The following is a 19,631-nucleotide window of genomic DNA, read 5'->3' as shown; positions in this document are numbered from 1 at the left end:
TCCCATCGCAGCATAGGTATCTACACAACCGGTTAACACGAAGTCTGTGGCAGGTGGGCTGTTGTGGCGAGCAGGCTTGTCCTGCGTTGGGCTGCGAAGCGGCCCCAGTACAGGCACTGCAATTTTCCTGAAAGAACTCAGCGACTGGGTTTGGGGCTGCTTCGCAGCCCAACGCAGGACAAGCCTGCTCGCCACAGGAGAAATAGGGTGCTTTTAAAAGTTGTGTAGATACCTATGCCCATCGCAGGCAAGCCAGCTCCCACATTTGGATGCGAAAGCCTCAGTTCTGCTTTAAGGCCTCCACGCCATTGATACCCGCACTCTGCAAGCCCGCCATGATGTCGCGATCCAGCATGCTCACCCAGCGGTTGTAGTTGCGATGGATCTTGCCGTCCTTGTAGCCCAGGTCGCGGCTGTCGCGGTAGGTGATGGCGTAGCTGGTGCGGGTGTAGCGGATATCGATTTCGGCGTGGAATTGGTTGCGCACAGTGATTTCGGCCTGCACCAGTTGCGGGCTCAGGCGTTGCACGGTCCATTCGCGTTTTTGCAGGGCCGCGACGATCACCTGTTTGATTTTTTCTTCGCTGAGCTGGGCCGTGACCGGCAAATCGTGCTGGGTGTTTAGCACGGGTTTGTTGGTGCAACCGGCGGTGGTCAGCAAAGCCAGAGTGATCAGGGTGGCGCGTAGCAAGGAAGACATTCCGTTTTCTCCAGTCAATTAAAAAATCAGGACCAGCGGCGAAAGATCAGCGAAGTGTTGACGCCGCCAAAGGCAAAGTTGTTGTTCATCACGTAGTCGTTGTGCATCTCGCGAAACCCACCTTGCAGGTAATCCAGCTCGCCGCATTGCGGGTCGACGGCATCCAGGTTGAAGGTGTGCACATACTGGTCGCGGTTCATCATTTCGATGCTGAACCACGATTCCAGTGCGCCGCACGCGCCCAAAGTGTGGCCCAGAAAGCTCTTCTGCGAACTGATCGGCATGCGGCTGCCGAACAGGCTGCTGGTGGCCAGCGTCTCGGCGATGTCGCCCTGGTCGGTGGCGGTGCCGTGGCCATTGACGTAGCCGATGGCGGATGGCTCAAGCCCGGCATCTTCCAGGGCCAGTTCCATGGCGCGGCGCATGGTTTTCTGCTCCGGGCGTGTGGTGTGCTGGCCGTCGGCGTTGCTGCCGAAGCCGACCAACTCGGCGTGGATATGCGCACCGCGCGCCAGGGCGTGCTCCAGTTCTTCGAGCACCAGCATGCCGCCGCCTTCGCCGATCACCAGGCCGTCGCGGCCGCTGTCGTAAGGGCGTGGGCTGGTCTGCGGCGCGTCGTTTTTGAGGCTGGTGGCGTACAGCGCGTCGAACACCATGGCTTCGGTGGGGCACAGCTCTTCGGCGCCGCCGGCAAGCATCAACGGCAAGCGGCCGAACTTGATCGCCTCGTAGGCGTAACCAATGCCCTGGCTGCCGCTGGTGCAGGCGCTGGAGGTGGGGATCAGCCGCCCGGTGAGGCCAAAGAAGATGCTGATATTCGCCGCCGTGGTGTGCGGCATCATGCGCACATAGGAGTTGGCATTCAGCCCCTCGGCCACTGAGTTCAGCAGCATATTGCCGAACGCCTTGATCTCATCGGTGCTGCCGGTGGATGAACCACAGGCCACGCCCATGCGCCCGTCCTTGATCGATTCATCGCCGAGCAAGCCTGCATCCCGCAACGCCTGTTCCGCCGCCCACACCGCCAGGCGAGAGACGCGGCCCATGCTGCGCAGTTGCTTGCGCGTCCAGTGCGCAGGCACGACGAAATCGTCGATCGGCCCGGCCAGACGCGTGTTCAATTCGGTAAAACGGTCCCACTCATCCATGCGCCGGATGCCGCTGCGGTTGGCGCGAAAGTTGGCGGCGATGGTGTCCCAATCGCTGCCCAGGGAGGTCATGCCGGCCATGCCGGTGACGACGACGCGCTTCATCAGCACAGGCCTCCATTCACGGCCAGCACTTGGCGCGTGATATAGCCGGCCTCGGCCGACATCAGGAAGTTCACCGCACCGGCGACTTCTTCCGGGGTGCCCATGCGTTGCGCCGGGATCATCTTCATCAGTTCTTCGACCGGCACGTTTTCATCCAGCATCGCCGTGTCGATTAAGCCTGGGGCGACGCAATTGACGGTGATCTTGCGCTTGCCCAGTTCAATAGCCAGCGCCTTGGCCGCGCCGATCAAACCGGCTTTGGAGGCGCTGTAGTTGACCTGGCCACGGTTGCCGATCAAACCGGAAACCGACGTGATACAAACGATACGGCCAGCGGCGCGACGACGAATCATCGGCATCATCACCGGGTGCAGCACGTTGTAGAAACCATCCAGGTTGGTGCGCATCACCACATCCCAATCGTCTTCGGAGAGGGCCGGGAACGCACCGTCGCGTGTCAGGCCGGCGTTGAGCACCACGCCGTAATAGGCGCCATATTGCTCCACGTCGGCCTCAAGGATTTCCTTGCAGCTGAAACGATCCGCCACATCAAATTGCAGCACCCGCGCCTTGCGGCCCAGCGCCTCGATCTCGAGCTTTACCGCGTCCGCTTCAGCGCGGCCACTGCGGCAATGCAGCACGATGTCATGCCCGGCCTGGGCCAGGCGCAGGGCAATGGCGCGGCCGATGCCACGGCTGGAGCCGGTGACCAGTACGGATTCAGTCATGGCGTTGAGTCCTTCGATTCATCTAAATAATTGGCCGCCTGGGGCGGTCGAAATACGTTCAAACGTGCGCTGGCCTGGATACCGTCACCGGTCAGGTGGCATTCGAACACACCCATGCCGTTGTCGTCTTCCAGCGAGCGCAGGCCGTGGATGCGCAGCTCGGCGCCGGCCGGGAAGTGTTCCACGTTGCATTCGAATTTGCGCGTGCCGAGCAGGAAACCCAGTTCCACTGCCTCGCCGTTCTGACGCGCGTGGCAGCCGGCATAGGCGGCGACGCTTTGCGCCATCAGCTCGATGCCGACCCAGGCTGGCAGGCCGCCGTCCGGCCGGTTGAACAGGCCGCCGGGCTTGACGGTGGCGCGGGTGTGAACCTGCTCTTCATCGAACGACAGCACCTGGTCGATCAGGATCATGTCGCCCGCGTGGGGCAGCAGTTCGGCGAGTGGCCAATCGATCATGGGGCCTCCGCGATTATCAGGCTGACGTTATTGCCGCCGAAGGCAAACGAGTTGCTCATCAGGCAGCGTTTTTTCAAGGTGTCGCCGGTCTGTGCCCACTGCAGCGCGGGCAGCGTCGGATCGGCTTGACCGTCCCACACATGCGGCGGCACACGGTCATGCATCAGGCTCAACCAGCAGAACGCCGCTTCCAGCGCGCCTGCGGCACCGAGGGTGTGGCCGCTCATGGGCTTGGTCGACGAACACGCTACGCCTTGAGGAAACAGGCTGGCGACGGCCAGGCTTTCCATGGCGTCGTTGTGTTGGGTGGCAGTGCCGTGCAGGTTCAGGTAACCGATGTGTTCCGGTTCAAGTTTGGCGTTGGCCAAGGCCTTGCGCATCGACTGCAACGCACCTTTGCCGCTGGGCTCTGGCGCGGAGATATGGTGCGCATCGCAACTGGCGCCGCTGCCGAGCAAGGCAATCGGCGCAGGTGTTTTGGTCATCAGAAACAGCACTGCCGCTTCGCCGATATTGATGCCGTTGCGGTTCACCGAAAACGGATTGCAGCGTTCGCTGGCGACCGCTTCCAGCGCGGTAAAGCCGTTCAGCGTCAGCTTGCACAGGCTGTCGACACCGCCGCAGATCACCGCATCACACACACCCAGGTCGAGCAGGCGCTGGGCACTCATCAGCGCACGGGCGCTGGAAGTGCAGGCAGTAGAAATCACATAGGCCGGGCCGCTTACCTGTAGCCAGTCAGCGAGAAAATTCGCCGGTGCGCTGAGTTCCTGTTGCTGGTAGTCATAGTCGCCCGGGAACTGCTGCCCACGCAGGTAATGCGCGATGCCGCGACTGGCTTCATCGATGCCCGAGGTGCTGGTGCCCAGCACAATGCCAACCCGCGAGGCGCCGTAGGTGTGGATTGCCTGGCGCAGCTCGGTTTCAATCTGCAAGGCCGCTTCCAGCAGCAACTGGTTATTGCGGCTGCTCTGCGGGCGTAGGTCAGCCGGGATTGCCACCAGCTCGCTGCGCACGCCGCCCACCGGCAGCACGCGCTCTGGCACCCAACCGCTTTCGGCGCGCATGCCGGAACAATCGCCGGCAAACAGGCTGCGGCTGACTTCAGCCTGGCCGCGGCCCAGGGCGCAGATCACGCCCAGGGCATTCAGGTAAGCCGTCATCGCGCCGCCCCCAGTGGGGTGATGCGGTAGCTCAACGGCTGGCCCGCCATGTTCACGCTGAACACCTCGGAGGACTGATAGACGATCTGCCAATGCCCCGGCAGCGTGCGCGTCAGGTCCATCGCCTGGGCACGCGGGTACAGCGTGGGTATGTCATCGGCCGAGGTCAGCGCAAACAACAGCGCCGCAAACAACTCACGCGCCTGCGGATTGGGCGGCAGCAAGCCGTCGGCCTGCCACTGGCCATTGATCAGCTTTTGCCGGGCCTGGGGAATGCCCAGCGGGTCCATCATCGACCAGCGAATGGCTGTGCCTTCGCGCTGGATCACCAGCAGCCAATCCTGGGTTTGGCCGTCGGCGCGGCTCTGCACGTGCAGTTGCATGGGCAAGGCCAGGGCCGGGGTTTTTTCGGGCAGCGGCGGCTGGCTGACGCAGGCGCTCAGCAGCAACAGGCAACCCATCAACAGCATACGAATCATGTTTCGGCGCTCGCTACAGGTTTACGCGCCACGCAGTTGACCAGCGTTTCTTCGCGCTGGCCAACCGGTGGTGGGCTGCGCAGGCCCCAGCGTTCCAGCAGGCCGAAATCGCTGGAGCGGCTCCACCACAAATACGGGTACGAAACGTTCTGTGGGCCGAACTCAAAACCCTGCTCGCGCAGCATCTCCAGGTATTCTTCAGCGCTTTTCTGCACATGCATCGGGTGGCGGAACAGCCAGCGAATCACCCAAGTGTCGATATAGGCTTCGGTGGATTCGGCAAACAGCAGATAGCCGCCCGGCTTGAGTACGCGATAGAACTCTTTCAAGGCGCGATGCTGTTCCACCAGATGGTGAAAGGTCTGGTGGCAGAACAGGATATCCACGCTTGCGTCCGGCACCTGCAGTGTGGCGCAGTCGCTGCCGATCAGCTCGATGGCCAAGCCTTGGCGCTTGGCTTCTGCCTGGCTCAGCTCCAGGCTGTGCGGGTCGGCATCCAGGCCGATCAGGCGCTGTGGCGCGAACACCTGCTGCAAATACTGGAACGACTTGCCCTGGCCGCAACCGGCGTCCAGCAGCACCGGCGCCACCGGCAGCGGGTCGGTGAACAGGCCGCGCAGGTCGTTGATCGCCACGCGCAATACATGGTGCTGCCAAGTGTGGCTGCGCAGGAACCAGAAGCCGAATTTGGTTTCTTCGACGTAGTTTTTACTCAGGTATTGGCTACTCATACCGGCTCACCCGCACAAATTTCAGACAACATCCGCAGCCGCCGTTTGGGCTCGCTGACAAACGGGTTGCGCTCATCCCAGGCGTAACCGGCGAGGATCGAACTGATCATCCGGCGTATCTCCGGCGAGCTGCCTGGGTGAAAAATCACGTCCTGGAAGGTGCCTGCATACCAGCCTTCGACATAGCAACGGAAGGTGTCGACCCCGCGTTTCAGCGGCTCGGCGAACTCGGTTTGCCAGTCGACGGTTTCGCCCTTGAGTTGGCGATGTAACAGCGCTGCGGCCATGCTCGCCGATCGCATGGCGATGGTCACGCCGGAAGAGAACACCGGGTCGAGAAATTCCGCCGCATTGCCCAGCAGCGCAAAGCCCGGGCCGTGCAGGGTTTTGACGTTGGCCGAATAGCCGGCGAGGGTACGCGCGGGCGTATCCCACACGGCGTTTTGCAGCACGCCCGCCAGGCTTGGCGTCTCAGCGATGAAACCGCGCAGGCAGGCGTCGAGGTCGCTGTCGCGGCCGTCGAAATGTTCTTTTGCCGCCACCACGCCTACCGAGCAGCGGCCATGGCTGAACGGGATGGTCCAGAACCAGATATCGCGTTGGGTCGGGTGAGTGGTGACGAGGATTTTGCTGCGATCAAAACCTGGGTGTGTGATGTGATCTTCAACGTGGGTAAACACCGCCTGGCGCACCGGGAAATTCGACGGTGCTTCCAGGTCCAGCAGGCGCGACAGCACGCGGCCGTAGCCGCTGGCATCGAGCACGAACTTGGCCTTGAGGTGATACTCGCTGCCATTCTGGCGACGCACGTGCAGGTAGCGGCTTTCACCGGCGAAATCCACACCGACGATGCTTTGGCCATAGCGAATCTCTACGCCTTGCAGCGCCGCTTGATCAGCCAGCAACTTGTCGAACTCGCCGCGCTGCACTTGGAAGGTGGTGGGCTTGCCGTTGCTGAAGGTGTCACCGAAATCAAACGCACTGTAGCGCTCGCCCCAGGCGAACGCCGCGCCGGTTTTTACCTGGAAACCCGCGGCCTGTACGGCGTCGAGCATGCCGGCTTCTTCGATAAAGTCGATGCAGTGCGACAGCAGGCTTTCGCCAATCGAGAAGCGTGGGAAATGCTCGCGCTCGATGATCAATACATCATGCCCGTGGCGCTTTAACAGCGCGGCGGCGATAGCGCCGGATGGCCCGGCACCAATCACCACCACCTGGCGACGTTCCATTTCAACTGTGGGCACGAGGGCTCCTTGCCACTTTGGCGATTAACACATTCATAAGGCGTGCTTCTGATGCCCGGCCCAAGGCGCCAGCATAAAGCTGAACGCCAGGCCGAGGCTGACCGACAGGCCGAAATTGCTCACGGCGGGTGTACTCGACACCGCCAGCAGGCCAAACGACAACCAGGTCGTCAGTGCTGCCAGCAGCGTACCTAAAAGACTCACGGCCGCGCCGCCGATCTGCTCGCGCATCAAGATCGCATAGTCGACGCTGATGGCAGTGACCAACAGCAGGCCGAACAGGCTGAACAAGGTCAGCGGCTGGCCCAGCCAACCGAGGCTGGCGAGGCTGCACAGTGCCGCGAGCAGTGGCAGGGCGACGATGCGCAAGGCGCCGCCAACACCGAACGGCATGATCAATAACAGCACGATCAGCACACACGACATCAGCTTCAACTCAGCCGCGCTGATCTGCGTGTCGGCAAACACTCGGTTCAAATCACCCAGCCGGTCAACCAGTTGCACGCCGGGTAAGTCCAGCGCTTGCACACGCAACAGCGCCGGGTTGTTCAGGCCTTGCAGGCTGACCATCGCCGCCACGCCGCCGTTTACCGGCCCCAGCCACAATGTGCGCCAAGGCTCAGCCAATGGGCCGATCAGTGCGGCATCGATGTCTTCGGTGGGCAGCGCTTGCAGTTGCGTGACTTCGGCTTGCAGCGCGCTGGCCGGCACGCCAAGGTCCAGCAGCGGCTGCCAGTGCTGCGCAAGGTTGTTCAGCGCATTACGAAGGTGTTGCTGCTCAGCCGGCAGGCTCACCAGTTGGTTGAGCGCCAGGTAGCCTTGCAGCTTGCCCATGTTCACCAACTGATCCAGGCGTTCGCCCAGGGCGGCCTGGCGTTCCAGTAACTGCTGCTGGTTGTCGGCGCGCACCAGGAAAAACTGGCTGGTGGGCTGGAAACCAGTAATGCGCGCCACGGCCTGCGCTTCTTGCAGCAATTGCGGTGGGGCACCGATCCACTGGCGGATATCATTTTTACTGTTCAAGTGCCACAGGCCGCCCGCGCAAAACAGCAGCAACAGTGCCAGCAGCACCGGGCTTGGCACGCGCTTGAGCAGCGCGGCGCGCAATAGCCACAGGCATTCGGCAATCCGCAGCGGCCATTGTGCCGGGCGCAGCTCCACACCCTTGAGCAGCGCGGGCAGCAGGCACACCGCCGACAGGTAGGCACCGACTAAACCGGCGGCGGAGAACACGGCGATTTGCGTCAGCGCCGGGAACGGCGTCCATGCCAGCGCCAGGTAGCCAATGCAACTGGTCGCCAGGCTCAGGCTCAGCCCTGGCAAGGTCAGGCGCAATGCCGGCCAGCTGCGCCAGGGTTGCAGGCTCCAGCTTTTGGACAGGTAATGCAGCGGGTAATCCACCGCCACGCCGATCAGGCTGGAGCCCAGCACCAGGGTCATCACATGCATATGGCCGAACAGTGCCACACAGGCCACCGCGCCAAACAGCATACCCACCAGCACCGGCACAAACGCCAGCAACACGCGCCAGCGCCGAAACGCCAGCAACAGCAACAACAGGATGCCCAGCGTGGCGCCACCACCGACCCAGGTGATTTCCCGCGTGGCCTGTTGCTGCCCGTTGGCGGCGTAAAGCAGGCCGCTGGCAGCGAGCAATTGCGCGCCTTGCTCGCGGGCCTGTTCGCGACTGGCCTGGAGCAGGTCCGCCACTTGCAGCGGCAGTTTCATATCAAAGGCATTGCCGGTGGTGCGCGCACGCAGCAGCACCCAGCTTTTGCCGTCGGCATCGGCAATCAAGGCGCCGCTGCCGATATCGAGCTGCACCGAACCGTGCTGCGGCTGGCTGTTCTGGATGCGACCGGTAAGGCCCAGCCAGTCGTCCTGGCTCGGCACCAGGCTGAACCCGGTAAACGGGTCGAACAGCGCTTGCACGCGCTGCTGAATGAACGCGTCCGGGTGCTCGATCAGTTGCTCGCGGTCCTTGGCCGAGAGCATCGCCAGCCGACCGCGCAGCAATTGTTCACGCAGGGCGGGCAAGTCGGCTTGCAGGTTCCACTGCACTTTTTCAAACAGGCCGCTGGCCTGCCAGCGTTCGCCCATTTGCTGCGCCACTGCTACGGCTTTTTGCCGATCGGCATGCCCCACCAACACCAGCATTTCGCGGTTCAGCGGTTCCTGCATACGCTGTTCGGCCTTGAGTTCCAGCGCATCCGGCGTGCTGCCCGGCACCAGTTCCATCAGGTTGGCCGACAATGGCGCGCCATGGCGCCACTGCCAGCCGGCCAGCGCCAACACCGCCACCAGCAGGATCAGGAACAGGCGTGGCAGCCAGCGCTCACTGGGCAAAGTCGTGTTGCTCCGATTCGCTCAACGGTTGGCCGGCAGTGCTGTCCTGCATGCGCAGCACGGTGCTGTCGCCCTGGGTTTCGAGCAGTTCGATTGTTTGCACCAGCTCGCCGCCGTCGATATTGATCTGGGTGAATACCTGCTTGAGCAGCAGCGAACGTGGGACCAGCGTCAGCTTCCACTGTTGGGCTTCGCCTTGCAGCTGCAGCTCGAAATCGCGCTGCAAGCCACTGCTGTCGCCTTGGAGTACTGCAAGGAACAGGCGATTCTGCTCGGCACCGGCGCTCTTGTTCGGCAGCAATTGCCAGCCGTTGGCGTCACGTCGGGCGATGCCTTGGGCGCTGATGCGGTAGTCCTGTTGCAGCGGGGTTTTCAACAGCCACAGCAGGCCGTGGTCTTTGGCGAGTACGAACGTGCCTTTGCTGACCAAGGGCTGGGGCAGGGCGCGCAGGTGTTTTTCCTGGATGAAGCTGCCGTGGATTACGGCGGGTTTGGCCAGTTGGTCACTTAGCTGCTGCAGGTCGAAGGCGTGGGCACTGAAACTCAGTAGCAACCCGATCAATGTGGGAGCGGGCTTGCCCGCGATGAACCTGAGGGCGCTGCGCAGTATCAGGCGAAGCGCGTTATCGTTGACGACCATCGCGGGCCAGCCCGCTCCCACATTGGATCTCATTTCAAGGCCCTTTCTACTGCGTTGGCAAAGACTTTTGGCGAGGCCAGTTGCATCTCGCGGCTGGCGATTTCTACCGCCACTTGCACAGTGCTGGCGCGAGTCAGGCGTTCACCGCTGGCGAGGTCGGTGATCAGGTAATTCACCTTCAAACGGTTTTCCCATTCCACCAAACTGGCGCGCACGTTGAGGGTCTGGCCGAACACTGCGCCGCGTACATAGCGCAGTTGCATGTCGATCACCGGCCAGGCGTAGCCGGATTCGAGCATCGCCGTGTAGTTGTGGCCGAGCTTGTCCAGCAACGCGCAGCGCGCCACTTCCAGGTATTTCACGTAATGCCCGTGCCACACCACGTTCATGGTATCGACATCAAAAAACGGCACGAGGATTTGCGTGTCGCAATGCAAAACGCCCTGGCTACGCATGCAGCCTCCAGTGTTGCTCGGCGATACGTTTGAGGCACAGGCGCAGTTCGCCTTCCAATGCGCGGTCTTCGATCACCGGCGGGAAGTCTTTGGCCAGCTCGATATGCATGGCCGCCAGTGCTGGTGGCAGTGGGCGTGCATCTTCAACCTGGGCGCGCAGCCACACGCCTTGGTTGGCGGCGAGCAAGGTGGCGGCGGCGACCTGTTCGGTCAGCTCCAGCACGCGGATTGCGTCGCGGGCGGCGATGGTGCCCATGCTCACCTTGTCCTGGTTGTGGCATTCGGTGGAACGCGAGAACACGCTGGCCGGCATGGTGTTTTTCAGCGCTTCGGCGGTCCAGGCGCTGGTACCGATCTGCACGGCCTTGAAGCCGTGGTTGATCATCGCGCGGTCGGCCGGCGCGCCGGACAGGTTGCTCGGCAGGCCGTGGTTGTAACGCACATCCACCAGCAGCGCGAGCTGACGGTCAAGCAGGTCGGCGACGTTAGCCACCAGGGTCTTGAGGCTGTCCATGGCAAAGGCGATATGCCCGCCGTAGAAGTGCCCGCCGTGCAGCACGCGCTCTTCTTCGGCGTCGATAATCGGGTTGTCGTTGGCGCTGTTCAGCTCGATTTCAATGAACGAGCGCAGCCAGTTCAGGCTGTCGGCCAGCACGCCCAGCACATGGGGCGCGCAGCGCAGCGAGTAGCGATCCTGCAAACGATGCAGCGGCGCAGTCGGCGCATCGATCGCCAGGTCCTTGCGCAGCCAGGCGGCCACTTGCATCTGCCCCGGGTGCGGCTTGGCGGCGAACAGGCGCTCGTCGAAGTGTTCCGGGTTGCCTTGCAGCGCTACCACGTTCAATGCGGTGATGCGCGTGGCCAGTTGCAGCAGGTAGTCGGCGCGGGCGAAGGCCAGGCAGGCAAGGCCGGTCATCACGGCGGTGCCGTTCATCAAGGCCAGGGCTTCCTTGGGGCGCAGCACCAGCGGCTCCCAACCGAGTTCGCGGTGTACGTCGGCAGCCTGGCGGCGTTCGCCACGGAACAGCACTTCGCGCTCACCGGACAGGGTCGCCGCCACGTAGGACAGCGGCGTCAGATCACCGCTGGCGCCCACCGAGCCTTCTTCCGGAATCAGCGGCAGCACGTCGTGTTCGAGGAAGGCATGCAGGCGCTCCAGCAACTCCACGCGCACGCCGGACACACCATGGCACAGCGACTGCAAGCGTGCGGCGAGCACGGCGCGGGTGGCTTGGGCGTCGAGCAACTTGCCCAGGCCGCAACCGTGGAAGGTGTAGAGGTGACGTGGCAACGCCTCGACGTGCTGCAACGGCACCGCCACCACGCAGGAGTCGCCGTAGCCGGTAGTCACGCCATAGATCACGCCTTCCTTGTCCAGCAGCGAGTCGAGGAACTGCGCGCCCTTGGCGATGCGCTGGCGATAGGCAGCGTCATCCTGCAATTGCGTGGGCGCCTGACGGTTGGCCAGGGCCAGCACGTCTTCGATTGGCAGGTGGCGTTCGCCAAAAATTACCGGCTCAAGATGCGGGGTCATCGGTCTTCCAGAAAGGGTAAAAGTTGAACCATTGTTGGGGCGCCTCCAGGCAAAAATCGCCCAGGCGTGCGGCGTAGCGGGCGGTCCACTGGGCGATGACGTGCTCGCGGGTGCTGCGCTTCCATTCGATCAAGGCGGCGAACGGCTCGATGGTCAGGCGATAGCGGCCATTGTGCTTGAGGCACATCAGCAGGTTGACCGGGCATTTAAGCAGGCCGGCCAGCAGCCACGGGCCTTGGGGGAAGGCGGCGGCATGCCCGAGAAAGTCCACGCGCACCTTGCGCCCGCCGTGCAGGGGCACGCGGTCACCGGCAATCGCCAGCCACTCGCCCTCGTCCAGGCGCTGGCTGAGCAGCAGCATGGTCGCCGGGTCCAGCTCGCTGACCTGGATCAGGCGCAAGTGCGTGGCCCCGGCCTCGCCCAGCAGGCGGTTGAATTGTTCGGCGTGCTTGGTGTGCACCAACACGTTCATGGTGACTTGTTCGCCAATCTCTGCGAGTGCGCGGCACACCTCCAGGTTGCCCAAGTGCGCGCCCACCAGCATCTGGCCGCGCTTGCCGCGTAACTGCCCGCGCAATTGCGCCGGGTCGTTGATTTCGATCTGTTCGATGCGCAGCTTGCCGTTCCACACGTCGAGCTTGTCGAGCAAGGAGTCGGCGAAGGCCATGAACTGCGCGAACACGCTTTTATGGCTGGGCCGCAACGCATCGCGCCCGCTCCAGTCGGCCAGGCGCTGCTGGTATTGCCAGGCACTTTGGCGCGCCGTGCGCCCGAACAGGAAAAAGTACAACACAATGCCGTACAGCACCGGGCTCAGCAGGCGGCGGCCCAGTACTTTGGCCGCGAACGCGGTGAGCTTCATCAGCCAGAAGCTGCCGCGCTCTTCGCGGTCGGCCCAGTGTTTGGTGCTGTCGCTCATGCCTGCCACCGTCGCCACACAATCATCGGCGCGCGTACCAGCATGCCGAAGAACAGCCGGGTGTGCATGGCGCTGATGCGCACGTTGTCGCGGAACAGGCGGAAGTGTGACACGCCATCGGTAGGGTAATGCACTTGGGTCGGCAGCCAGCGCATCGGCTGGTTGCGCCAGGCCAGGCGTACCAGGATGTCGGAGTCGAAATCCATGCGCGTGCCGATGTACGCCGAATCCATCAAGGCCAGCGTCGGCGCCAGCGGGTACACGCGAAAACCGCACATCGAGTCGCGAATTTGCAGCGACAGGGTGTTGATCCACACCCACACGTGGGTCAGGTAGCGCGCGTAAAGGCGACCTTTGGGCACGCTGTCGTCGTATTCGGGGTAGCCGCAGATCACCGCGTTTGGGTGCGTGCGCGAGGCGTCGAGGAAGCTGTCGACTTCGCGCAGGTCGTGCTGGCCGTCGGCGTCTACCTGCAACGCGTGGGTGTAGCCCAGGCGCGCGGCTTCGCGAAAACCGGCCATGACCGCGCCGCCTTTGCCTTGGTTGTTTGGCAGGGTCAGCAAGGTGACGTGATCGAGCGTTGCCAGTTGCGCCAATACCGCCGCGCACGCCGGGCTGCTGCCGTCATCGACCAGCAGGCACGGCAGGCCGCTGTTCAACAGGCTGTGAACCACGGCGGGCACGGCGGCTTCGTGGTTGTAGACCGGGATGAGGGCGCAGGGGTTATGCATGGCGTACCCAGCCAGCGATTGAACAACCTGTGGCGAGCAGGCTTGTCGAATCGTCGCACCGCCTGCGTTGGGCTGCGCAGCGGCCCCAGTAAGGTAACCTCTGTGAATCAGGCAGAACTCCATTACAGGTTTTGGGGCCGCTTCGCAGCCCAACGCAGGGCAAGCCTGCTCGCCACAAGAGCTTATGCATGCGCAGCCACCAATTGAATCCGGCCGCTGGAGCAGGCCGCATCGCCGTTGCGGTACGCGAAGTACAGCTTGCCGCGCTCCGGATCGAAGCGCAGGTGCAGTTCAACCTGATCACCAGGGCGCACCAGTTGCTGGAACTTGAGCACTTCCATCCCGGCAAAGGTCGCGGGTAAATCGAGCAGTTGCTGGCCGAGGTTGAAGGCCCATTCCACCTGCACCACGCCGGGCAGCACCGGTGTGACCGGGAAATGGCCGCTGAAGTAGGCCAGGTCCGGCGGGATGCTCAGTTGCACAGTCCATTCGCCGTTGGCTTCGACCTGTTCCAGCACTTCGGGTGCTTTTGGGCGTGGTGCCAGCAGCAATGCCTCCGCGTCAGCCTGGGGCAGTTTGCCTTGGCTGTTCAGCGGCAGCTGGCGCAGCAAACGCCAGCGACGTGGCAGGGCCAGGGCTTCGCAATGTTGGCTTAAATGCTCGCGCAGGGTTTGGGTGACGCTGCGTCGCCCCTGATTGCGCAGCGCATGCAGGCCCTCGGCGCTCAGCACCACCAGCGCGCCAAGTGAAGCGCGGTTTTCCTGCACCACGCCCAGACGGGTTTCAGCGACCCAGGCGTGGGTCAGCAGTGCCTGTTCGAGCATGGGCAGGGAGATGCGCTTTTCTTCCAGTTTGACGATGCGGTCCAGGCGCCCGAGCAGCTCGAAGCGGCCATCGGAATGAATGCGCGCCGCGTCGGCGGTTTGTTCGATATGCCCGGCCGGCAGGTACGGCGAGGCAATGCGTAGGGCGCCGTCGGCATCCTGGCTCAGTTCCACATCGGCAAATGGCTGCCACGGCTGTGCGCCCTGGCGCCAGGCGATACCGCCGGTTTCCGAGCTGCCGAGGATTTCCGTCGGCCATTGCTGCAAGCGGTCGTACAGGCTGCCGGCGGCTTCCACTGGCAGCGCGCCGCCGGAGGAGAACACTCGCGACACTTTACTCAGTGCGGGCCAGTCGAGGTTGTCGCCCATGCGCTTGAGCAGTGCGGGGCTGGCGACCCAGGCAAATTGCGCATGTTCGCGGCTGGCGCGCTGCATGTCTTCAGGGAAGGCCAGTTGCTTGCGCACAAAGGTGCGACCGGCGCACAGCGGCCACAACACCCGGAACAGCAAACCATAGATATGTTGGGTGGCCACGCTGCCGATGATGCAGGCGTCTTTGAGGCCTGCGCCCCACAGCGCTTCCAGCGCCGCCACTTCGTTGGCCAGTTGGCGCAGGGTCTTGTCGATGCGCTTGGGTTCGCCGCTGGAGCCGGAGGTGCACAGGCTTAATTGGCAGGCGTCGAGGTCGAGCGCGGCAGGGCTCAATGGCGCCTGATACAACGCGTCAAGGTCGGCTGCCTCTACCAGCCAGGCGTCCACGCTGTCGTCCCAGCGTTGGCGGGTCTGGGGCTGCAAGTCGGCAGGCAGCAGCACACTGACCCCGGCACGCCAGGCGCCCAGCAGGGCAACGGCCAGCACGCCTGCGTCTTCCAGGTGCACCGCCAAGCGCTGGATGCCGCGCGCCTGCAGGCCCGCCGCGAGGCTCAGGGCCTGCTCGCAGAGTTGGACGTGATTCATCGCAGGTTCGGTGGTGACCGAACGTTGTTCCAGCGCCTCAAGCAGCAAGTGCTCAAGTTTCAACCCATTCATACGCGGCCTCGAACCCTTTGTCGTACCAGCCATTCCACGGCAAACAGCAGCCCCATCAGCCCGTAGGCGATGAGGCCGTTGTACAACGTCCACCAGCTCAGTGGCGCCCACAGCGTGAGGGCGGCGGCGAGCAAGCCATTACACAGAAAAAACACACTCCACACCACGGTGACCTGGCGCGTGTACACAATTGCTTTGGGCGGCAGCTGCGGGTCGGTCATGCGTGCAAGACGCTCGACCATCGGCGGCCCGTATTTGAGGCTCATGCCGAACAGCGCCAGCATGAACGCGCTGACCAGGCTCGGGTACCAGCGCAGCAACTGCGGGTTGTCGAACCAGGCCAACAGCAGGCAGAACACGATCACCGCTACGGCCATCCAGCGGCTGCCGGGGCGCCGTGCGCCGGTCAGCGCACGCAACAGCCACAGGCTGCCCAGCAGCAAACCGAATTGCCACGGCGCGAAGTGCTCGGTGCCGTAATACACCGCAAAAGGGTACAGCAGCCCCGCCAGCAACAGGCCAAGGCCGATCAGCCGGCTCATGCGGCAGGCTGGACCAGACGGTACACCGCCTCAACCACGTCGTTGACAGTGCGCACCGCCTTGAACTCTTCGGCGGCGATCTTCTTGCCGGTCTGGCGCTTGATATGGTCGATCAGGTCCACGGCATCGATGCTGTCGATTTCCAGGTCCTGATACAGGTTGGCGTCGAGGGTGACGCGCTCAGGCGGCAGTTCAAACAGTTCCACCAAGGCATCGCGCAGGGTGTTGAAAATATCGTCACGAGTTTGCATGGTCCGGTCTCAAGCTGCCTTTTTAGCCGTGACGAATGCCGCAAGGCTGGCCACGTTGGTGAAGTGATTGCGCGTGTCTTTGGCGTCGGCATCGATCTTGATGCCGTACTTTTTCTGGATCGCCAGGCCCAACTCCAGGGCGTCCACCGAATCCAGGCCCAGGCCTTCGCCGAACAGGGTCTGGTCGCTGCCAATGTCGTCGGGGCTGATGTCTTCCAGGCCCAGGGCCTCGATGATCAGCGCCTTTATGTCGTGCTCAAGGCTGTGTTGGTTGCTCATCTTCGGCGAGCTCCTTAATGAAATAGTGATGCAGGTAATCGTTGAGCTTGCGTGAAGCCTGGGGCGCTGGCCCCAGTGTGGCAAACGCCTGTGGGTCTATATCGGCACCTACGCGCAAACTGAAGTGAAAACGGCGTTTGGGAATGCGATACCAGGGTTCGGCCTTGGTCAGGGTGGTGGGGCTGACCTTGATCACCACCGGGGTGATGATTGTCGCACCGCGCAGCGCAATGGCCGCGCCGCCGCGATGAAAGGCCGGTGCTACGCCGGGCGTGGTGCGCGTGCCCTCGGGAAAGATGATCAGCGTCTGGCCATCGCGCAGCGCATCGGCCGCGGCATCGAGCATATCGGCGCTGCCGTCATTGCTGATGTAACCGGCGTCGCGCACCGGCCCACGGGTGAACGGGTTCTGGAACAGGCTCTGCTTGACCACGCAGTTGGTCTGGCGCATCAGGCCGATCAAAAACACCACGTCGATCAGCGACGGGTGGTTGGCGATGATCATCTGGCCGGGGCGCCCGAGGTTTTCTGCGCCTTCAACGCTGTAGGTCAGCACACCGGCGCGTTGCATCATGCGGATAAACAGCCAGAACAGCTTGCTGATGGTGTGGCGGGCGCGGCGCTGGTGTTTAGCGGCACTGCCTGGCAGGCAACTGAGCAGCGGGAACACCAGCAAGCGCAGGCACAGCCCGCCGACACCGAAGCAGAAGAAGCTCGCGGCGGTGGCGAACAGGCGCCAGTAATAGGCGTCCCGTGGCTTGTCGGTCAGGGCTTGCGTTGCCAGTTCCATACACGGTTCTTCCAGGCATGTTGGCAGGTGGCCTGCTCGGTAAGCAGGGTGCGCAGCAGGTTCAGGGCGTGGGGCCACTGGGTTTGAGTGAGTTGGACAGCGCCGCTGTTTAGTTCCAGTTGCCACTCGTCGCCCGGGGTCAGCAGCAGGCCGAGGGCATAAGGGAAGGGCACGTCACGGATCCAGTCGGCGTAAGCCGCAGGCGGTTGTTCTTCGGTGATCACCAGCAACACCGCCGGGGCGCCTTCGTTGAGCAGCGCGGCGGCTTCGAGCATGCCGTGTTCCAGGCCATCGCCGGCGGCGGCGAGGGCGGTCATTTCGCAGGTCTCATTGCGCAGGATCGACCACAGGCCAATCACCGCGTTATGCACCGACAGGCTGAACTGGGTGGGCGACAGCGGCTCGTCGTTGGCCAGGTCGCTGAGTATATCGAGGGTGCGCGGGGTTTCGCCGTGCCGGGAAACAAACACCAGCGGCAGGTCTTGCCGGCCCTCGGCCAACGGCCAGCCCACGCTGAACGCCATGCGCGCCAGCCGGCTCAGGCGGCGGCGCTGCATGGCGGGCAGGAAGGACACGTCGGGTGACGCATCGCTGGCCGGCACTAACACCGGAGCCTGGCACCAGGCGCGCCAGTCGTGCGCAGTCTCCAGGCCCGGAGCCCAGGCGCGCCATTGGTCGATATTGAAAGTGATCACTGAGAAGTTATCCCGCCCCTGCGGGCTTCCATGTGCAGCCGTTGGCCCCGAATACCGGGACAGGGGACCATGGCCGAATGGCGCGCATTATCCCGGTGCCGTGGGGTTCTAGCAAACTTTGGTAAAGAATTGTTCACGGATGAATACAATTTGCCGGAAAAGATTTACAGATTGTCCTTTACCCGTGCGGTGTGTGGATTGTAGGACTCCTCCTTTTGTTCGACAGGTGATGCGCCAGTGCATGGATGAACGAGGTAGCTAACAGGCGCTTTTGCCCTCTACACTCGGACATTCATTGATACACGGAGGTTTTTTCCATGCGGCGTGTGGTGTTCAATCAAAAAGGCGGCGTTGGCAAGTCCAGCATTGCCTGCAACCTGGCGGCGGTGAGCGCCAGTGAAGGCTATCGGACCCTGTTGGTGGACCTCGATGCACAGGCCAACTCAACCCAGTACCTCACCGGGCTGACCGGTGACGATATCCCGATGGGCATTGCCGACTTCTTCAAGCAAACCCTGTCTTCCGGGCCGTTTTCGAAGAAAAACCAGGTGGATATCTACGAAACGCCGTTCGATAACCTGCATGTGATCACCGCGACCGCTGAGCTTGCGGATCTGCAGCCCAAGCTTGAGGCCAAGCACAAGATCAACAAACTGCGAAAGCTGCTGGATGAGTTGAGCGAAGATTACGACCGGATTTACCTGGATACGCCGCCTGCACTGAATTTTTATGCGGTTTCGGCGTTGATTGCCGCTGATCGCGTGCTTATCCCGTTTGATTGCGACAGCTTCTCGCGCCAGGCGTTGTATGGTCTGTTGCGTGAAATCGAAGAATTGAAGGAAGACCACAACGAAGGCCTCGAAGTGGAAGGCATCGTGGTCAACCAGTTCCAGGCCCGTGCGAGCCTGCCGCAGCAGATGCTGGATGAGTTGATTGCCGAAGGTTTGCCGGTACTGCCGGTGTACCTGGCCAGCTCGGTGCGCATGCGCGAGTCGCACCAGGAGAGCAAGCCGCTGATCCACCTGGACCCACGGCACAAGCTGACGTTGCAGTTTGTGGAGCTGCATAACTTGCTGGAAAATGCCTGATCCCGATAGCAACACAAATACCCTGTGAACTCATGTGGGAGCTGGCTTGCCTGCGATGGCATCACCTCGGTCTGACTGATAGACCGAGGTGATGCCATCGCAGGCAAGCCAGCTCCCACATTTGTTTTTGTGTTTCAGCAGGGGATCTGGATTGTTCCTACGGAGGGTGTAGGAAGGGTCTGGCAAATGGGGCTGTGGCTTGTATCGTTGCCTACAGCTAAGCCAGAATCGCCCGGCTTGTGCGTCTGGATGGGCGTCTCTAAGGTTCTCGGGTCACTGAATGTTCAGTGATCGGGTTTAGTAGCCCGTGGTGAGACGTACAGCAAATCATTGATCAGGACTGTCCTGTATTTGATGGTGGCTGTACGGAGGGCGCTTTCGAGCGCGCCGGTGAGTCTCCCCGGTCTACTAACCTGCGTACAGCTGCCACCCTCCGTTTAGTAGCGGCTGGTTGCGGCTCCTGCTCGGAGACGATTTATGGTTAACCTTTATACAGTTGCACCCAACCTCCCTACCGAAACCCTCGTACTCAACAGCTACGAAACCTTCTCTTCCGTCCGTACGCTGTTACTCAAGCTGTCCAACGACCTCACCGGCGAACACCGCGACGTGGCCCTGGCCATCCATCAATTAAGCGAACTCGGCGTAATGCTGGTCGGCCAGATGATGGACCACGAAGCCCCCGTAGCCCGAGCTTAAAACGCGGTCAATGTGGGAGCTGGCTTGCCTGCGATGCAGGCAACTCGGTCTAT

Annotated in this window: 22 protein-coding genes; 2 read left to right on the top strand and 20 right to left on the bottom strand. The window is 62.5% G+C overall.

Annotated features, from left to right (window positions below; translation table 11 throughout):
- Nucleotides 1–280: 280 nt before the first annotated feature.
- The 20 genes from GIW48_RS08235 to GIW48_RS08140 form a co-directional block, all read right to left on the bottom strand.
- On the bottom strand, nucleotides 281–700 hold the full coding sequence (locus GIW48_RS08235; protein WP_017138558.1) for a hypothetical protein: 420 nt from the start codon (nucleotides 698–700) through the stop codon (nucleotides 281–283).
- Nucleotides 701–726: 26 nt separating this feature from the next.
- On the bottom strand, nucleotides 727–1,953 hold the full coding sequence (locus GIW48_RS08230; RefSeq protein WP_236460442.1) for a beta-ketoacyl-ACP synthase: 1,227 nt from the start codon (nucleotides 1,951–1,953) through the stop codon (nucleotides 727–729).
- Nucleotides 1,953–2,681, bottom strand: coding sequence for a 3-oxoacyl-ACP reductase FabG (fabG, locus tag GIW48_RS08225; RefSeq protein WP_099548055.1), 729 nt, complete (start codon nucleotides 2,679–2,681; stop codon nucleotides 1,953–1,955). The genes GIW48_RS08230 and fabG overlap by 1 nt, the downstream gene beginning before the upstream one ends.
- Nucleotides 2,678–3,139 carry an ApeP family dehydratase gene (locus tag GIW48_RS08220; protein WP_138452436.1) on the bottom strand — a complete coding sequence of 154 codons (462 nt, stop codon included), beginning with the start codon at nucleotides 3,137–3,139 and terminating at the stop codon, nucleotides 2,678–2,680. Before GIW48_RS08220 ends, fabG begins: the two co-directional genes overlap by 4 nt.
- On the bottom strand, nucleotides 3,136–4,302 hold the full coding sequence (locus GIW48_RS08215) for a beta-ketoacyl-[acyl-carrier-protein] synthase family protein (protein ID WP_236460440.1): 1,167 nt from the start codon (nucleotides 4,300–4,302) through the stop codon (nucleotides 3,136–3,138). Before GIW48_RS08215 ends, GIW48_RS08220 begins: the two co-directional genes overlap by 4 nt.
- Entirely contained in the window at nucleotides 4,299–4,781 is a 483-nt protein-coding gene (locus GIW48_RS08210; RefSeq protein ID WP_236460438.1) for a hypothetical protein, read from the bottom strand. Before GIW48_RS08210 ends, GIW48_RS08215 begins: the two co-directional genes overlap by 4 nt.
- Entirely contained in the window at nucleotides 4,778–5,512 is a 735-nt protein-coding gene (locus tag GIW48_RS08205; RefSeq protein WP_138452431.1) for a class I SAM-dependent methyltransferase, read from the bottom strand. Before GIW48_RS08205 ends, GIW48_RS08210 begins: the two co-directional genes overlap by 4 nt.
- Nucleotides 5,509–6,756 carry a tryptophan 7-halogenase gene (locus tag GIW48_RS08200; protein WP_017138551.1) on the bottom strand — a complete coding sequence of 416 codons (1,248 nt, stop codon included), beginning with the start codon at nucleotides 6,754–6,756 and terminating at the stop codon, nucleotides 5,509–5,511. The genes GIW48_RS08205 and GIW48_RS08200 overlap by 4 nt, the downstream gene beginning before the upstream one ends.
- 33 nt (nucleotides 6,757–6,789) lie before the next feature.
- Nucleotides 6,790–9,102: an MMPL family transporter gene (locus GIW48_RS08195; protein ID WP_236460437.1), complete on the bottom strand. Its 2,313-nt coding sequence runs from the start codon at nucleotides 9,100–9,102 to the stop codon at nucleotides 6,790–6,792.
- Nucleotides 9,092–9,742: an outer membrane lipoprotein carrier protein LolA gene (locus GIW48_RS08190; protein ID WP_186617946.1), complete on the bottom strand. Its 651-nt coding sequence runs from the start codon at nucleotides 9,740–9,742 to the stop codon at nucleotides 9,092–9,094. Before GIW48_RS08190 ends, GIW48_RS08195 begins: the two co-directional genes overlap by 11 nt.
- Before the next feature lie 29 nt (nucleotides 9,743–9,771).
- Complete coding sequence (locus tag GIW48_RS08185) at nucleotides 9,772–10,197, bottom strand: acyl-CoA thioesterase (RefSeq protein WP_236460435.1); 426 nt, start codon at nucleotides 10,195–10,197, stop codon at nucleotides 9,772–9,774.
- Nucleotides 10,190–11,731, bottom strand: coding sequence for an HAL/PAL/TAL family ammonia-lyase (locus GIW48_RS08180; RefSeq protein WP_236460434.1), 1,542 nt, complete (start codon nucleotides 11,729–11,731; stop codon nucleotides 10,190–10,192). The genes GIW48_RS08185 and GIW48_RS08180 overlap by 8 nt, the downstream gene beginning before the upstream one ends.
- A complete protein-coding gene (locus tag GIW48_RS08175) occupies nucleotides 11,715–12,650 on the bottom strand; it encodes an LpxL/LpxP family acyltransferase (protein ID WP_176991734.1) in 936 nt (311 codons plus the stop codon). Before GIW48_RS08175 ends, GIW48_RS08180 begins: the two co-directional genes overlap by 17 nt.
- Nucleotides 12,647–13,381, bottom strand: a complete 735-nt coding sequence (locus tag GIW48_RS08170) for a glycosyltransferase family 2 protein (protein ID WP_017138545.1) — start codon at nucleotides 13,379–13,381, stop codon at nucleotides 12,647–12,649. The genes GIW48_RS08175 and GIW48_RS08170 overlap by 4 nt, the downstream gene beginning before the upstream one ends.
- 182 nt (nucleotides 13,382–13,563) lie before the next feature.
- Nucleotides 13,564–15,234: an acyl-CoA synthetase family protein gene (locus GIW48_RS08165; protein WP_186617939.1), complete on the bottom strand. Its 1,671-nt coding sequence runs from the start codon at nucleotides 15,232–15,234 to the stop codon at nucleotides 13,564–13,566.
- Nucleotides 15,231–15,776, bottom strand: a complete 546-nt coding sequence (locus tag GIW48_RS08160; RefSeq protein WP_017138543.1) for a membrane protein — start codon at nucleotides 15,774–15,776, stop codon at nucleotides 15,231–15,233. Before GIW48_RS08160 ends, GIW48_RS08165 begins: the two co-directional genes overlap by 4 nt.
- Nucleotides 15,773–16,027 carry an acyl carrier protein gene (locus GIW48_RS08155; protein WP_003187949.1) on the bottom strand — a complete coding sequence of 85 codons (255 nt, stop codon included), beginning with the start codon at nucleotides 16,025–16,027 and terminating at the stop codon, nucleotides 15,773–15,775. The genes GIW48_RS08160 and GIW48_RS08155 overlap by 4 nt, the downstream gene beginning before the upstream one ends.
- 9 nt (nucleotides 16,028–16,036) lie before the next feature.
- A complete protein-coding gene (locus GIW48_RS08150; RefSeq protein ID WP_017138542.1) occupies nucleotides 16,037–16,306 on the bottom strand; it encodes a phosphopantetheine-binding protein in 270 nt (89 codons plus the stop codon).
- Complete coding sequence (locus GIW48_RS08145; protein ID WP_017138541.1) at nucleotides 16,284–17,096, bottom strand: lysophospholipid acyltransferase family protein; 813 nt, start codon at nucleotides 17,094–17,096, stop codon at nucleotides 16,284–16,286. The genes GIW48_RS08150 and GIW48_RS08145 overlap by 23 nt, the downstream gene beginning before the upstream one ends.
- Complete coding sequence (locus GIW48_RS08140) at nucleotides 17,072–17,791, bottom strand: beta-ketoacyl synthase chain length factor (protein WP_099548064.1); 720 nt, start codon at nucleotides 17,789–17,791, stop codon at nucleotides 17,072–17,074. Before GIW48_RS08140 ends, GIW48_RS08145 begins: the two co-directional genes overlap by 25 nt.
- A gap of 317 nt (nucleotides 17,792–18,108) precedes the next feature.
- Between GIW48_RS08140 and GIW48_RS08135 the strand changes: the two genes are divergently transcribed.
- Both GIW48_RS08135 and GIW48_RS08130 read left to right on the top strand, forming a co-directional pair.
- On the top strand, nucleotides 18,109–18,879 hold the full coding sequence (locus GIW48_RS08135; RefSeq protein WP_017138539.1) for a ParA family protein: 771 nt from the start codon (nucleotides 18,109–18,111) through the stop codon (nucleotides 18,877–18,879).
- Nucleotides 18,880–19,356: 477 nt separating this feature from the next.
- Nucleotides 19,357–19,578, top strand: a complete 222-nt coding sequence (locus GIW48_RS08130; RefSeq protein ID WP_236460433.1) for a DUF6124 family protein — start codon at nucleotides 19,357–19,359, stop codon at nucleotides 19,576–19,578.
- Nucleotides 19,579–19,631 lie beyond the last annotated feature (53 nt).

The organism is Pseudomonas sp. PA-6-3C (genome assembly GCF_021605825.1).
Lineage (GTDB): Bacteria > Pseudomonadota > Gammaproteobacteria > Pseudomonadales > Pseudomonadaceae > Aquipseudomonas > Aquipseudomonas edaphica.
The sequence above is the reverse complement of the archived record's forward strand: the minus strand, read 5'-3'. Positions and strand labels throughout refer to the sequence as shown.